9 protein-coding genes and 1 pseudogene are annotated in these 15,629 nt (G+C 44.7%); 4 read left to right on the forward strand and 6 right to left on the reverse strand.

The features are described from left to right. Positions 1 to 422: 422 nt before the first annotated feature. Complete coding sequence (locus tag ASD40_RS23475; RefSeq protein ID WP_057305576.1) at positions 423 to 749, reverse strand: ArsR/SmtB family transcription factor; 327 nt, start codon at positions 747 to 749, stop codon at positions 423 to 425. 188 nt (positions 750 to 937) lie between these two features. Between ASD40_RS23475 and ASD40_RS23480 the strand changes: the two genes are divergently transcribed. Next, positions 938 to 1,141 (forward strand): hypothetical protein, encoded by a 204-nt coding sequence (locus ASD40_RS23480; protein WP_057305577.1) that lies wholly within the window; start codon positions 938 to 940, stop codon positions 1,139 to 1,141. A 65-nt stretch (positions 1,142 to 1,206) separates the two neighbouring features. Here the strand turns inward: ASD40_RS23480 and pflA are convergent, their stop codons facing one another. From pflA to adhE, 3 genes are read right to left on the reverse strand one after another with little or no spacing between them, the layout of a single operon-like run. Further along, positions 1,207 to 1,938, reverse strand: coding sequence for a pyruvate formate-lyase-activating protein (gene pflA / locus ASD40_RS23485; RefSeq protein WP_057305578.1), 732 nt, complete (start codon positions 1,936 to 1,938; stop codon positions 1,207 to 1,209). A 21-nt stretch (positions 1,939 to 1,959) separates the two neighbouring features. Beyond that, the gene (gene pflB / locus ASD40_RS23490) at positions 1,960 to 4,218 is read right to left on the reverse strand and encodes a formate C-acetyltransferase (RefSeq protein WP_057305579.1); all 2,259 of its coding nucleotides are present in this window, start codon (positions 4,216 to 4,218) and stop codon (positions 1,960 to 1,962) included. A gap of 25 nt (positions 4,219 to 4,243) precedes the next feature. Then, on the reverse strand, positions 4,244 to 6,850 hold the full coding sequence (gene adhE / locus ASD40_RS23495) for a bifunctional acetaldehyde-CoA/alcohol dehydrogenase (RefSeq protein WP_057305580.1): 2,607 nt from the start codon (positions 6,848 to 6,850) through the stop codon (positions 4,244 to 4,246). Positions 6,851 to 7,242: 392 nt separating this feature from the next. On the opposite strand from adhE, the gene ASD40_RS23500 reads away from it, so the two are divergent. The 3 genes from ASD40_RS23500 (at position 7,243) to ASD40_RS23510 (ending at position 13,861) form a co-directional block, all read left to right on the forward strand. Continuing rightward, positions 7,243 to 8,373, forward strand: a complete 1,131-nt coding sequence (locus tag ASD40_RS23500) for an NADH:flavin oxidoreductase (RefSeq protein ID WP_057305581.1) — start codon at positions 7,243 to 7,245, stop codon at positions 8,371 to 8,373. A gap of 229 nt (positions 8,374 to 8,602) precedes the next feature. Beyond that, a complete protein-coding gene (locus ASD40_RS23505; RefSeq protein WP_057305582.1) occupies positions 8,603 to 11,341 on the forward strand; it encodes an EAL domain-containing protein in 2,739 nt (912 codons plus the stop codon). A gap of 105 nt (positions 11,342 to 11,446) precedes the next feature. After that, positions 11,447 to 13,861, forward strand: coding sequence for a beta-propeller domain-containing protein (locus ASD40_RS23510; protein WP_057305583.1), 2,415 nt, complete (start codon positions 11,447 to 11,449; stop codon positions 13,859 to 13,861). Positions 13,862 to 13,932: 71 nt separating this feature from the next. Here the strand turns inward: ASD40_RS23510 and ASD40_RS23515 are convergent, their stop codons facing one another. Together ASD40_RS23515 and ASD40_RS39490 are read right to left on the reverse strand one after the other, a co-directional pair. Continuing rightward, the gene (locus tag ASD40_RS23515) at positions 13,933 to 15,165 is read right to left on the reverse strand and encodes an MFS transporter (protein ID WP_057305584.1); all 1,233 of its coding nucleotides are present in this window, start codon (positions 15,163 to 15,165) and stop codon (positions 13,933 to 13,935) included. 267 nt (positions 15,166 to 15,432) lie between these two features. After that, a pseudogene (locus tag ASD40_RS39490) lies at positions 15,433 to 15,614 on the reverse strand (ABC transporter substrate-binding protein); the annotation flags it as partial. Positions 15,615 to 15,629 lie beyond the last annotated feature (15 nt).

Below are 15,629 nucleotides of genomic sequence, written 5' to 3' on the forward strand. Positions count from 1 at the left end.
AGAAATATCGTCGGATAAACCTTAAGGAGCTAATTTCACTATTAAAGCACTATTTTCCCACAAAGCGCCATAATATCTTGGGTAGGTGACTGTTTTTGAATGCGCTATAAATCCTTATGTAGCAAGGGTTTTGAATTACGAAATTGACTCCAAACTGCAACTTCAAGTTGCAAAATAGCCTTTGGGCGTATGAATTGTTGTAGATAATACAACACTGCTAATCATAATAGCCCAGTTCCCCTCATGAAAGCTGAATGACCTAAAAACACCTGGAAAATATAGTAACTTACCAAATCATTATGCGGGCATCCACAGTTTCATTCAGCACTAGCAAAATCCATAGCTTTCCATGCCAAATAGGGGTAAGCTTCACCTTCACCTCCCCCTAACTCCTAAAAACATATAAATGATGATAAAAAAAATTACTGATTTTTTATATTTTCTAACATTGAAATAGCATTCACGAGATGATTGTCAAAAATTTGCTTGGCAACAATAAGCAGGTCTTTAATTAGTGGATCTGTCAGAGAGTATATCACTGAGGTTCCGTCTTTACTTCCACGGACAACGTTTTTATTTCTTAATACAGATAACTGTTGTGAAACGGCAGAACCTTCACTGCCTAATATCGTTTGAATCTCATTAACGTTTTTATCGCCTTCGGCTAATACTTCAAGAATTCTTATACGCAATGGGTGTGCTAACGCCTTGAAAAAGTCGGCTTTAAAATGCTGTATTTCTTGAAACATCACGTTCTCCCCTAAATGTTCGGAAATTTGAATATATCTATCATATCATAAATCAAATAGCATTATTCGATTTGGGTTTATAACTTATATCCGGTATGAATCTATGTGAGTGTATGTGAAATATATCACATACACTCACATAGGCATATTGTATAATAAAATCATAAAACAGAGAAGGAGTGGTTACTATGACAACCCTGCATAATGAGAATTTAGAAGTATTACGTGATGATTTCTGCTGCGAGTATGGACAGTTATTTGCTGAAAGAGTTGGTGGGTTACGTAATCAGGATGAGCAAGTTACACAACAGCAATTCGAACCGCCCACTGAAGAAATGAATACGATGAAGTATCTGCATCAAGCCGGCCTTCAGGAGGAGTACCTTTTATGACTTACCCTGCAAAAAAATATAACCAGTAGTGCTGGAATCCCTTCCGGCGCTACTGGTTTTTATTTTTAATATAATTCTGTATCCATCCCCATTTCAATGAGATCCTTCGCTCTGGCAGCTTCCTGATCTGTTGGTGTAGGACATTGTTCTAGAGGGTACTCCTTCCCCATTTGCTGCCACTTATAGACGCCCATTCGGTGATAGGGCAGCAGCTCCAATTTACTAACATTGGGCAATGTACCTATGAAGTTGCCGAGTTCGAGTAAATCCTTGTAGTCATCCGTCCATCCAGGTACAAGCACATGACGAATCCAGACAGGCTTATCGATCTTATTCAGATGTTCGGCAAAGCGAATGATACGATCATTAGGCTGTGCCGTAAGTGAGATGTGCTTATCAGGATTGATCTGCTTCAGATCGAGCAGTACTAAATCCGTTACATCCAAAAGCTCCTGTGCATGACTCGGCTCACAAAATCCGTTCGTATCCAGCACGGTATGCAGCCCCCAGCGCTTTTTGCATTCGACGAATAAACGGGCTAAGAAAGGAGCCTGCAAGGTTGGCTCCCCGCCCGTTACCGTAATTCCCCCACCTGAACGGCGATAGTATTCGAGGTAAGGCTCAATCTCATTTAGAATCTCCTCTACATCCATCTGCTTGCCTGTATTCATTTCCCATGAATCCGGATTATGGCAGTACTTACACTGCAGCGCACAGCCCTGCATGAAAAGAACAAAGCGGATGCCTGGTCCATCAACGGTGCCAAAGGAGTCGAAGGAATGTATGCGTCCTTTCATCGGTCTGCTCCCCTCTCTATATTACATCGTGCCGTGAAAAGTACGATGTATCACATCAAGCTGTTGTTCCTTGGTCAGCTTGATGAAGTTCACTGCATAGCCGGAAACACGAATTGTCAATTGTGGATATTGCTCCGGATGCTCCATTGCATCCAGCAGCTTTGCACGGTCAAAAACATTAATATTCAGATGATGACCGTAATTGGCCATGTAGCCATCGAGCATGGAAACAAGATTCGAGATGCGTGACTCCTCTTCCCTGCCAAGTGCCTTCGGTACGATCGAGAACGTGTTGGATATGCCATCGAGGCAATGCTCATAGGGAAGCTTAGCAACAGATGCCAATGAGGCCAATGCACCTTTCCGATCACGTCCATGCATGGGATTCGCTCCTGGTGCGAAGGGCTCTCCGGCTTTACGCCCATCCGGAGTACTTCCTGTCTTTTTCCCATACACGACATTAGATGTAATGGTCAAAACGGACATCGTTGGCAATGCTCCGCGATACGTCTTATGCTTCCTGATTTTATTCATAAACGTTTCGGTCAATTGAACGGCAATGGCATCTACGCGCTCATCATTATTGCCATACTGCGGGTACTCGCCTTCAATTTCAAAGTCGACTGCAATGCCATTTTCATTGCGGATCGGGCGTACCTTTGCATACTTAATCGCACTGAGCGAATCAGCAACAACAGATAATCCGGCGATACCTGTTGCCATGGTGCGTACAATTTCACGGTCGTGCAGAGCCATTTCTATCCGCTCATAGCAGTATTTGTCGTGCATATAGTGAATAACGTTAAGGGTGTTCACATACAGCTTCGCGAGCCACTCCATGATGGAATCGAATTTCTCCACTACTTCTTCATAGTTCAAAATATCAGAAGTCAAGGCAGCTAACCGGGGTCCTACTTGTATCCCAAGCTTCTCATCCACACCGCCATTAATGGCATAAAGCAGAGCCTTGGCCAGATTGGCGCGCGCGCCGAAGAATTGCATCTGCTTGCCGATGCGCATCGCGGAGACACAGCATGCAATACCGTAATCATCCCCATAATAAGGCCGCATCAGGTCATCATTCTCATACTGTATCGAACTGGTCTCAGCCGATACCTTGGCACAGTAAGCTTTGAAGCCATCAGGCAGCCTGGTCGACCACAGCACGGTCAGGTTCGGCTCAGGAGCAGGCCCTAGATTGTATAAGGTATGCAGAAAGCGGAAGGAATTTTTCGTCACTCGCGCTCTGCCGTCAAGTCCCATACCGCCTATTGATTCTGTTACCCAAGTAGGGTCTCCACTGAAAAGCTCATTATAGTCGGGGGTACGTAAAAATTTGACGATGCGAAGCTTCATAACAAAATGGTCAACAAGCTCCTGCGCCTCTACTTCCGTCAATGTTCCATCCGATAGATCTCTTTCGAAATAGATATCAAGAAAGCTCGATACGCGTCCAAGGCTCATCGCCGCTCCGTTCTGCTCCTTGATGGCTGCCAAATAAGCAAAGTATAACCATTGAACCGCTTCAGTAGCATTTACTGCCGGCTTCGCAATATCGTATCCGTAATTTTTGGCCATCTGTTTTAATTCACCTAAACTGCGAATTTGCTCGGAAAGCTCTTCACGCAGCCGGATGACATCTTCTGTGATCGAGTCCACTTCCAGCTGCAGAAGATCTTTCTTTTTCTCCGCGATCAGACGGTCTACACCATATAGAGCGACACGTCGGTAATCGCCAATAATGCGACCGCGTCCGTAGGCATCCGGCAGACCCGTAATGATTGCTGCCTTACGTGCTGTTTTCATCTCAGAGGTGTACGCATCGAACACACCTTGGTTATGCGTTTTGCGAATATCTGTAAACACTTGTATAATTTCTTCCGGCAGCTTAAAGCCATATGCTTCACAAGAATCGATAACCATGCGTATACCGCCGAAAGGTTGTACAGAACGCTTCAGTGGAGCATCGGTTTGCAAACCGACAATTTTCTCCTTGCTCTGTGCGATATAGCCAGGTGCATGCGATGTAATTGTGGACACTGTCTGGACATCGATATCCAATACACCACCATTTTCTCTCTCCTTGCGCGTTAGCATACTGATTAGGAGCCACAGCTCATCTGTTGCTTCTGTAGGACCTGCCAAGAAGGAATGATCTCCTTCGTAAACCGTTATATTTTTATCGATAAAATCTTTCACATCAATGGCCGTTTCCCATTTCCCTTTAACAAACCCATCCCAACAACGACCTGTTTTTAATTCATCTTCTCGTATTGCCATGATGGTTCCTCCTTCAATTGCCCGATTAAAACTTTCCGTAAAAAGCATTGCGATAAACGTCAGCGAGCTCAGTCACAAGCGGCATCCGAGGATTCGCTGTTGTACATTGATCTTCAAACGCCCGATCCGCCAAGTAATCTACACGCGTCTCGAATTGTTCCGCATTGAACCCCAAATCCTGGAATTTCTCAGGAATACCCAGGATTTTATTCAGCTTACGGATAGCCTCGATAAGACTGTTTACTCCTTCTTCCGTTGTCTTTGCTGGTAGCCCTAGCATACGCGCAATTTCCGCATAGCGTTGATCGGCTATGAAGTGATCGTATTTCGGGAACGAAGTGAATTTCGTCGGTTTTTGGGCATTATAGCGAATCACATGCGGCATCAAAATCGCGTTAGTGCGTCCATGTGCGGTGTGGTATTCTCCGCCCCATTTATGCGCCAAGCTGTGATTAATGCCTAGGAAGGCATTTGCAAAGGCCATACCTGCGATTGTTGAAGCATTATGCATTTTCTCACGTGCAATAGGATCTGCTGTGGCAAACGATTTCTCTAGATTTTGGAATACCAACTGGATGGCTTTCATCGCTAAACCATCAGAATAATCATTCGCCATTACGGACACATACGCTTCAATGGCATGAGTTAGGACGTCCATTCCCGTATCGGCTACGGCAGTCTTCGGCAAGCTGTACACATAATCAGGATCAATGATGGCAACGTCAGGTGTAAGCTCATAATCAGCCAGTGGATACTTGGTATTGCCCTTCTCCTTATCTGTAATCACGGCAAAAGACGTCACTTCCGAGCCAGTCCCAGATGTCGTAGGAATCGCGACGAATTTCGCTTTGCGCCCTAGACGCGGATATTTGTAAACCCGTTTACGGATATCCATGAATTTTTGCTTTAGGCCATCAAAGCTAGTATTTGGGTATTCGTAGAACAACCACATGGCTTTAGCCGCATCCATCGGTGACCCGCCGCCTAACGCAATAATGCAATCCGGCTGGAAGCTTGCCATCTGTGCACGGCCGCGTTCCACCGTTTCAACAGATGGATCAGGCTCCACATCCGAGAACACTTCGATATAGACAGGCAGCTGTCGTTTGCGGAGATAATATTCCACACGTTCTACGTAACCAAGCTTTACCATCATCGGATCCGTAACAATCATGACCCGTGTAATGTCAGGCATTTTTTCTAAATACTGTGTAGCTCCTTTTTCAAAATAAACCTTTGGCGGTATTTTGAACCACTGCATATTAACGGTGCGGTAAGCAACGCGCTTCACATTGATCAGATTCACGGCGCTCACGTTAGAGGTTGTGGAGTTATGACCGTATGAACCGCAGCCTAGTGTCAAGGAAGGCAAGTTTGTATTATAAATGTCTCCGATAGCACCGTGAGTGGAAGGTGAATTGACAATGATACGTCCTGTTTGAAGCTTATTAGAGAACGCCTGGATGACCTCTGCATTCTGGGAATGAATGACGGAGGAATGTCCCATACCGCCAAATTTGACCACTTCCACAGCCCGATCAATGCCTTGCTCAGCATTCTTCACTTTGTAACAAGCGAGTACAGGGCTAAGTTTTTCAGCTGATAGTGGAAATGCCTCACCAACGCCGGCTAATTCCGCGACTAGTATTTTCGTAGCCGCAGGCACCTTAATTCCAGCCATCTCAGCGATTTTCGGAGCAGGTTGACCTACAATTACCGCATTAACCGCACACTTCTCAGCGTTAATCACTAATTTGGAAACAGCCTCCGTTTCTTCTTTATTTAAGAAGTAACAGCCCTGTTCAGTCATCAACTTTCTTGTATCCGCGTAAACCGATTCTTCAATAATAACTGCTTGTTCAGAGGCGCAAATCATCCCATTGTCAAACGTCTTCGATAAGATCAAGTCGTTCACAGCTTGCTGCAAATTCGCCGTTTTCTCAATGAAACAAGGCACATTGCCCGGTCCAACACCCAAGGCTGGCTTTCCAGTACTGTAAGCTGCCTTCACCATCGAAGAGCCTCCCGTTGCAAGTACGAGTGCTACGTCCGGATGATTCATCAACAACTGGGTAGCTTCCACAGAGGGATGCTTTACCCATTGAATGCAATGCTCTGGTGCGCCCGCTTTAACAGCTGCCTCCAGTAATGTCGCTGCAGCCGCGCTGCTGGATTGCTGTGCAGATGGATGGAAGGCGAATATGATTGGGTTGCGGGTTTTTGCCGCGATTAATGACTTGAACATCGTCGTCGAAGTCGGATTGGTGACAGGCGTCACACCAGCGATAATGCCCACGGGCTCAGCCACCATTCGGTAGTTCTCATACGAGTTTTCCTCAATCACACCAACCGTCTTGTTATTTTTAATGCTGTGGTAGATATATTCCGTAGCAAATAAATTCTTGGTGATTTTATCTTCGTACACACCCCGACCGGTTTCTTCCACAGCAAGCTTAGCGAGAACCATGTGCCTATCGATGCCGGCTAATGCCATTTGCTGTATAATTTGGTCAACCTGCATTTGATCCAACTTCAGAAATTGCTGTTGAGCTACCTTCGCTCTGGCTACCAACTCGTTAACTTCGTCTTGAGCAGAAATCTGTTCAATCATCTTCGCTTCTTTTGTTGTCATGGTTCATTCACTCCTTTATTTTCAATCCATGTGAAGCCGTTATCTTGTTGTTCTACCTTTAGAGTAAACTTAATTAAGACCCCTAACTATGACAAAAATCACAAGATGAGGGGTTAGAATGATTAATTCCTTGAACAATTTGTGAATATTTTCACATGCTAATTTGCAAGTAAGGCGACAGTTTGTTACAGCGTGCGTCCCCATTCGTTTTTCATAAAAAAACAGAGTTTCTTTTTCATGCATAAAAAAGAAGGATCACTCCTCCTTTTTACCGCTTCACCTAATAAATAATGTATTCCAATGAACTTAGTCTGAATTTATGGTATTCTAAGCTTATCACCGCTGGAGCCAAGGTTCCTTCGATGAAATGATGTTTTAAAGGAGATCAACGTATGACAAATCAGAATAGCCCTGCTAGCTCCGTTTCGGCACATTCCTTATTCGAGCCTTTCCGTGCGGAACATTTGGCATTGGCCAACCGAATCGTTATGGCCCCCATGACACGTGGATTCTCGCCTGGGGGGGTTCCGGGACAAAACGTTGCGGATTATTATCGCCGTCGGGCCGAGCACGGTGTCGGACTCATTGTGACAGAAGGAACGCTCATCAACCATCCGGTTGCTGGCGCAAGCACGAACTGGCCGAATTTCCACGGCGAAGCTGCCTTGCAAGGTTGGGCAAGAGTAGCAGCCGGCGTACACGAGGCAGGAGGTAAAATCATTCCGCAGCTATGGCATGTAGGGATGGCACGCAATGTTGGAAGCGAACCGAATCCTGAGGTGCTTCCCGTAGGTCCGTCCGGACTCGATTTGACGGGAGAGAAGGTATCTGAACCGCTAACCATAGAAGAAATTGGCGAGCTTGTCGCTGCATACGCGCAAGCTGCTGCCGACGCTAAACGAATCGGATTTGACGGTATCGAGCTGCATGGCGCACACGGTTACTTAATTGACCAATTCTTCTGGGAAAAAACAAATCAGCGTACTGACCACTATGGTGGAAGCTTGGTTGCCCGCACCCGATTCGCTGTTGAAGTCATCGAGGCTTGCCGACGTGCAGTCGGCCCCGAATTTCCTATCGTGTTCAGATTCTCCCAATGGAAGAGTTCTGATTATGAAGCCAAGTTAGCGAACACACCGGAGGAACTTGCGCAATTCTTGGCTCCATTGGTTAATGCCGGTGTCGATCTGTTCCATTGCTCTTCCCGACGATTCTGGGAACCTGAATTTGAAGGCTCCTCTCTGAACCTTGCCGGCTGGACTAAGAAGCTAACAGGCAAACCGACCATCACCGTCGGCTCCGTCGGATTGGATGTTGAATTCACAAAGCTATTCCATGAAGGCGCAGGAGCGAATGCTGTGCATCTTGGGAATCTGTTGGAGCGATTGGAACAAGGCGAATTTGACTTGGTCGCTGTCGGCCGCGCTTTGCTGCATGATCCCGAATGGGCCAACAAGATTCGCGATGGCCGCATGAATGAACTTCTGCCCTTCACTCCTGAATCAACCAGAACACTCTATTAATTACGGGTGTCCTAGAATGACTCCTATTCATGGGAGTCATTTTTTTATGTCCAGCCATGTGGTTAAAAATAAACTCAGCCCTAACATATATAGATTGCGTTTCCAGTTTCCAGATTATTGTCAACTCCCATCAGCGCTAGGCGCGTCGTTCGATTAAGCGCCTCAGAGGAAGGAGTTTATCATTTTTTGTCGAATTTTATAGGTACTATTAACTACTTCAGGAGAACATATGAAAAAGCAATTTAATAGCCCTAATATAGACCTTAAACCAAGTAATACTGCTGAAGCTTTCATTGCCTTACAGAATGAAAATGATTACCTCAAAAAAACCATTCTCGATATAGAGCAGGGTATTGAAGGTGATGGCGCAGAAAGCTTTTTTATTCACTTGGTACAATATTTAGCTCGCGTTTTAAAATGCTCTTATGCTTTCATTGCTGAAGTTGATCATCACTGTGCAAAAACAATCGCCATGTACAAGCAAGGAGCAATGATAGAGCAATTTGAATATAATCTGGAACATACCCCTTGTGAAAATGTTGTAAATGAAAAGCGTCTGTGCTGCTATCAAGATTGTGTGCAGCATATATTTCCTTTGGACTCAGATTTGACCAAATTTGATATTCAAAGCTATCTGGGGATTCCTCTTTTACATGTCAATGGTACTGTAATTGGCATCCTTGTTGTGATGAATGATCAACCTCTTCATGACCGGTCTCTTGCAGAAACGATTATGAAAATTTTCTCGTTTAGGGCATCTGCTGAGCTAATACGATTGTTGGAAGAGAAAAAATTAAAAATAAGCGAGCAGAATTTACTAACATTAATACATACTATGCCTGACATTGTTGTTTTTAAAGATGGAAAAGGTAGATGGATCGAAGCGAACAATACGGTTCTTCGACTATTTGAGTTAGATCAAGATACCTACAAAGGTAAAACGAACAGCGATTTCCAAAAAACCAATGAATTTTACAGAGAAATGTTCATTACATGTGAAGAAACGGATCAAGAAGCTTGGCAGGCACGAAAAGCAATCATTTTCGAGGAAGAAATTAAACGTTCCAATGGTGCAAGTATGATGGTTGAATATACCAAAGTGCCCCTTTTTGATCATAGCGGAAACCGAGAATGGCTCATTGTTATTGGCCGCGACATTACGGATCGGAAGTTAGTACAAGATAACTTATTAGGTCAAAATGATATATTGGAAATGATAGCAAAAGGAAAACTCATTGCTGATATTTTGCATCGAATTATTGAATTAGTCGAACAACAAAGCGGCGCTATTTGTTCGATTCTTTTATTGGAAAACGAACGGTTGAAACATTATGCAGCACCAAACCTGCCAGAATCCTATATTCATGCGATAGATGGAGTGGAAATAGGACCCGCCGTAGGTTCATGCGGCACAGCCGCTTTCTACAATACCAAAATCATAGTTTCTGATATTGGGAATGATCCTCTATGGGATGATTTTCGCGAGATTGCATTCGTCCACGGGCTTAGAGCTTGTTGGTCTGTACCGATAACGGATAAAAAAAATCAGGTACTTGGAACATTTGCCATGTATTACAAAACTCCGCATTCTCCCCAAACCTATGAGCTTAAATTGATTGAACGGGCGGCATATCTTGTAAGTTTGGTGATTGAACGGGATAAAGCGGAAGCAACCATCCGTCACATGGCTTTTCATGATTCTTTAACAGAACTTCCGAATCGAAAATCGTTCCAACATATGCTCGAAAAAGTCATTGTTGAAGCCAAACAAAACGATCAAATCGTTTCCGTGCTTTATCTTGATTTAGACCATTTCAAAATGATCAACGATTCCATGGGGCACTCCTCAGGAGATGTTCTACTGCAGAATGTTTCTGATCGTTTGAAAAACATGATTATGAATAAAGGCGTTGTCTCACGTCAAGGCGGAGACGAGTTCACTATCATGTTACCCAACACATCCAAAGAGGAAACTGAAGTTATTGCTAAATCAATTATGGTTGCATTGACCATCCCCTTTCGTATTCAAGATCAAGATTTATATATCTCGACTAGTATCGGGATCAGCATGTTTCCTTTTGATGGGAGCACTTTTGAAACATTGATCAAACAGGCAGATATCGCGATGTATCAGGCGAAGAACCAGGGGGAAAATTTATACCAGTTTTATGTAAAAGAGAATGAGTATCCCGCCTCTGAACATGTAGAACTCTACAGAAATCTAAGGAAAGCATTAGACAACAATGAATTTGCACTTGTTTATCAACCGCAATATGATATAGCAACGAAAGAATTCATTGGTGTAGAAGCATTAATTCGGTGGAATCATCCAGAGAAGGGAATCGTCTCTCCCTTGCAATTTATTCCATTTGCCGAAGAAGTTGGACTTATTGTTCCAATCGGGAAATGGGTCTTGCATGAAGCCTGCAAACAGTGGCGGTTATGGATGGATCATAACCATTTTGGACGTACATTTAAAATGTCCGTCAATCTATCCTCGAGGCAGATGTACGAACCGGACTTAATTGAATTGATGACCAAAATTTTGAATGAAACAGGCATGGATCCCCATTTCTTAGAAATTGAAGTTACGGAAAGCATTACTATGAATCTTGATCGTGCAACGATGCTGCTTTCCAAACTGAAAGGCATTGGCGTAAGTATTTCCATTGATGATTTTGGCACGGGGTTTAGTTCATTGGCGTATTTGAAGAACTTCCCAATCGACCGCATTAAAATAGATCGAACATTTATTAAAGACTTGTCGAATGATATAAGCGATCAAAACATAGTGAAGACCATCATCGCCTTGGGTATCAATTTAAATCTAAAGGTAATCGCTGAAGGCGTCGAGTCTGAGGATCAGCTTAATCTTTTAATGAACTATGGTTGTCATGAAGCGCAGGGATATTTTCTGGGTCTTCCGATGTCTGCGGATAGCATTGCTAAGATTATTTATTCGGAGTAGTTAAAATATTTTCGAACCACTGAAACAAATCAGAAAGCTCATCCGTTAAGAGGATATAGATGAAAATAATGGAAATCCTCATAACACATGAAAAGGATGAAGAAGATGAAGAAAAAAGCTTTGGCCGCCGGCCTCCTGCTATCCGCTACGATCTTAACGTCCGCCTTTGTTCCCGTTACCACTAACGCCAATCAGGCACCAGTTGTCCGGTTTGAGGGCCAGCCGATCACGTTCTCACTGCAGCCTAAATTAATAGACGGTATTCTAATGGCGTCTGTTCGAGATCTTGCAAAGGCTTTAAGCATGGAAGTGACATGGAATGAAGCCGAGCGGCTTGCCGTTGTTACTGGGAGCGGGTACGAGCTTAAGCTGCCATTGAATTCGGATTTTGCCTACGTGAACGGTAAAGCAAACACCATTTACGGCAGCACGCAAATGGTAAATGGTTCTATGTACGTTCCGCTGCGCTTCTTTATGGAAAGCGCAAATCATGTTGTTCGCTGGGATTCCGCTACCAGTTCAGTGAACATCACGAAGCAGGCGGAAAGCTTGCCTGTAGTCGGTACCTATGACCACTTGGTCACACTTTTGACGCAGAATGAAAGCAGTGGGTCCGCCAGAGTTAGTTTACTAACCAAACAAGCTAAATCTGAAACCACCTCCGGTATCGCTTCGGCTCCAGCTAGTGCCGGTGCTGCTGCAGTCCAAGATTCGGCCAGGGCAGCGGCACCCGACTACTCCAGCACGAATGTGCAAGTGCAAGGCGTGGATGAATCCGATGTCGTCAAGACAGATGGAACGTACATCTATACAGTAAACAAGCAGCGTATCGTAGTCACTCAGGCTTATCCCGCCGACCAGATGAAAGTGCTGAGCATTCTTGATTTCCCGGGAAATCAAGACACTCAGTTCCAGCCAAGTGAAATCTACGTGGATGACAAGCATCTGATCGTGCTTGGTAATTCTTATCAGAACTATAAACGAATCCCTTATGATGGTGCAGAAGGCGCCACTGAGATGAAAATGATCCTGCCGATGAGGTCACAGGGAACCGCGAAGGTCATGGTTTACGACCTCACCGATCGGAGCAGCCTGAAGCTTGTGAAGGAAGCTGAACTTGAAGGAAACTACGTTTCTTCCCGCAAAATCGGATCGTCGCTCTATTTTATCTCCAATAAGTACGTGAATTACTACCAGTACCGAGAAATGGCGGATAAAGAAAAAGCGAAAACTGCCCTAACTCCTGCTTATCGGGATTCAGCGGCGGGCGATTCCTTTACCTCTATTCCGCTCAATCAGGTCTATTACTTGCCAAAAGCCTTGGAGCCTAACTACGTGCTCATCGGAGGCATCAATCTGAATGAACTGAAGCAGACGATGAATGTCACTTCTTACCTCGGCTCCGGTCAGAACGTGTACGCATCTGAAGAGAACTTATATGTGGCCGTAACGAATTATGAACAGATGCGAATCCATCCACTGAGGATACCCGCTGGTGCTCCTGCACAAGGCATACGAATCGGTGAGCCAAACGAAGCCAGCCAGCCGTATGAACTGCCTAAGCAAGAAACGATCATTTATCAATTCGGGCTGAACGCAGGAAAAGCAGAGTACAAGAATACAGGCAAGGTGCCCGGACGCTTACTCAACCAATTTTCCATGGATGAGCATAACGGCCATTTCCGGCTTGCTACAACTACAGGCGAAATGGGTCGGACGGATGATGGGATCTCGAAGAATCATATTTTCATACTTGACGGGAACCTGAAAGAGAAAGGCAAGATCGAGAACATCGCTCCAGGAGAGCGGATTTATTCCACCCGTTTCATGGGAGACCGTGCTTACATGGTTACTTTTAAAAACACCGACCCGCTGTTCGTCATGGATTTAAAGGATCCCGCTAAACCGCAATTGTTAGGTGCGTTGAAGATTCCTGGCTACAGCGATTATCTGCATCCTTATGACGAAAACCACATTATTGGCTTCGGGAAAGATACGATCGAGGTCGACAATAAAAATCTAAATGGACCACAGTCCATTGCCTATTACCAAGGCATGAAAGTGGCGCTGTTCGATGTAACCGATGTGAATAATCCAAAGGAGAAATTTAAGGAACTAATCGGTGACCGCGGTACGGATTCCGAGCTGCTGCACAATCACCGTGCACTGCTATTTAACAAGGAGAAAAATCTACTTTCCTTCCCCGTTAACGTAATGAAAATCGATCCGAGTCAGACGACGAACAATCCGAAGATGCCTGCTAGCGCATACGGCAATTTTGCTTTCCAAGGCGCGTACGTCTACAACCTCGATTTGGAAAAAGGTTTCCAGTTCCGCGGAGGCATAACGCATCTATCACAGGAAGATCTGCAAAAAGCTGGACAGTACGTTCATGCTGGCGACAAGCAGGTACAGCGTGTTCTTTATATTGGCGAAACGCTGTATACCGTCTCGAATGGATTAATCAAAGCGAACGACCTCAATACGCTGCAGGAAAAGAACTCGGTGGTAATTCCGTAGTCTTTTTCACTACTAATAAAGCAAGCCCCGATTCCTACAAGGATCGGGGCTTGTTCGTTCTCTAGATTGATTTATTTCCCGCCCGCAACGGTGTCTACAGTGATTGGTTGCCGGACGTCCATTGATTTTCGTTTGGCAATGAACAACGTCAAGATCCCGCTCGAAATTGTAAGAATGGCGAGCGTAAGTAAAAATGTGGAGATCCCGAACCAATCGAGACAAGCGCCGGTCGCAAGCAGCGAAATCTGGAACATGACGCGGTCAAGCATGCCTCGAAATGAGAAAAAGCGGCCTTGTGCTTCTTTGGGCACTTTGATTTGGAATAGTGTGGATACCATCGGAAAGAAAAAAGCGACTGCGCAACCGAACATAACGAAGGAGCCGAGAACCGCATAGCTGCTCTCGCTGAAGGACATTCCTGCAAAAGCAAGCGCAAATAGTAACATAAACAACGTTGAGCTGGTTACCAGATTCCGCATGCCGATCACACGCTTTGCGAATATGCCAGCAATTAAGATGCTGGTGCCTTCTAAAGAATAGATCCAGCCCATCAGTTCCGGTTTGTGCTGAATTTGACTAAACTTCAGTACAAGCAAATTAAAACCGCCCAGAAACAAAGTAATAACCCCGCTATTGATAAGTCCGATGAATATTGACGGTTCTGCCCGAATGAGCGGAAACAACTCCGTAAAGCGGATTTTCTCCTGTTTTCTTGCAGCTGCGGAATCCGCAGTATTGGGAATCCTCAATTGTGTAATAAGCATCACTAGGATGACATAAAAAACAAGCGACAACGCGTAGACCGTATACAAATTCATCATGGAAACCAATATACCCGCTGCTGCAGTGCCTCCTATTCTCGCCATTGTAATCACGTTAAAGTTTAAGCTGTTCGCTTTAAGCAGCTCTGAGGCCGGAACAACGGAAGGCAGTGCTGCTTGTACGGTAGGCATATAAACAGTAGCCGCTACTTGCATGATGACGACGGACAAGAGCATGATGGCGACGGATTGGTAGTGTATAGCCGCAAACATGACAATCGGAGCCAGACAGCGGACAAGCCCTGATATAAGCAATATTTTTTTCTTATCATAGCGGTCTGCCCACACCCCGGCTTGCGGTGAAATAAGTACACCGAGAAATAAACCGCACATCAAGATCAAGCTCTTGCCTAAATCAGACGGGACGTGACTTTGCATAAATTGCAAATTAGCAATGATACTTGTCCAAATACCTGCGCCTTGAATGGCTTCTCCGATCATCATGAAAACAAATGTCCGATTCCGAAGTAACGAATGATTCATACCTAATCTCCAATCTATGATGATACTCAGAATCTTCCAATTATAGCACGTATGTTCGATAGGTGTCTATTAGAAACACGAAGCCGATCTCCTGACAGAGTACGAGAGATGGCGATATACTGTTGCTGCCTACACACCAACACAAAAAGCAAGCCTTATCCGCGAGTGACCACGGATTTAAGCTTGCTTTCCCATTGCAGGATCAACAACGGTGTCCCGCCTTATAAATATTCCAACCGTTTACCGCTTCAAATACCGATTGTAGGATCCGCCAAGAACGCCAAAACCAGGTGAAAAATCTAACACAACTTCGTCAGGTTACCGGGACCCCAGTTACCGGTAAAAGGCAGTTCATCCGGCTTGCCGTTTCCATTCGGATCTTTTTCTTTGAAAACTTTAAGTACGGTATACCACTCATTTATTATCGTAGGTGTTTTCAGATTCAGCTTAGCATCATTATTTGC

Source organism: Paenibacillus sp. Root444D2 (genome assembly GCF_001426375.1).
Taxonomy (GTDB): Bacteria; Bacillota; Bacilli; order Paenibacillales; family NBRC-103111; genus Paenibacillus_E.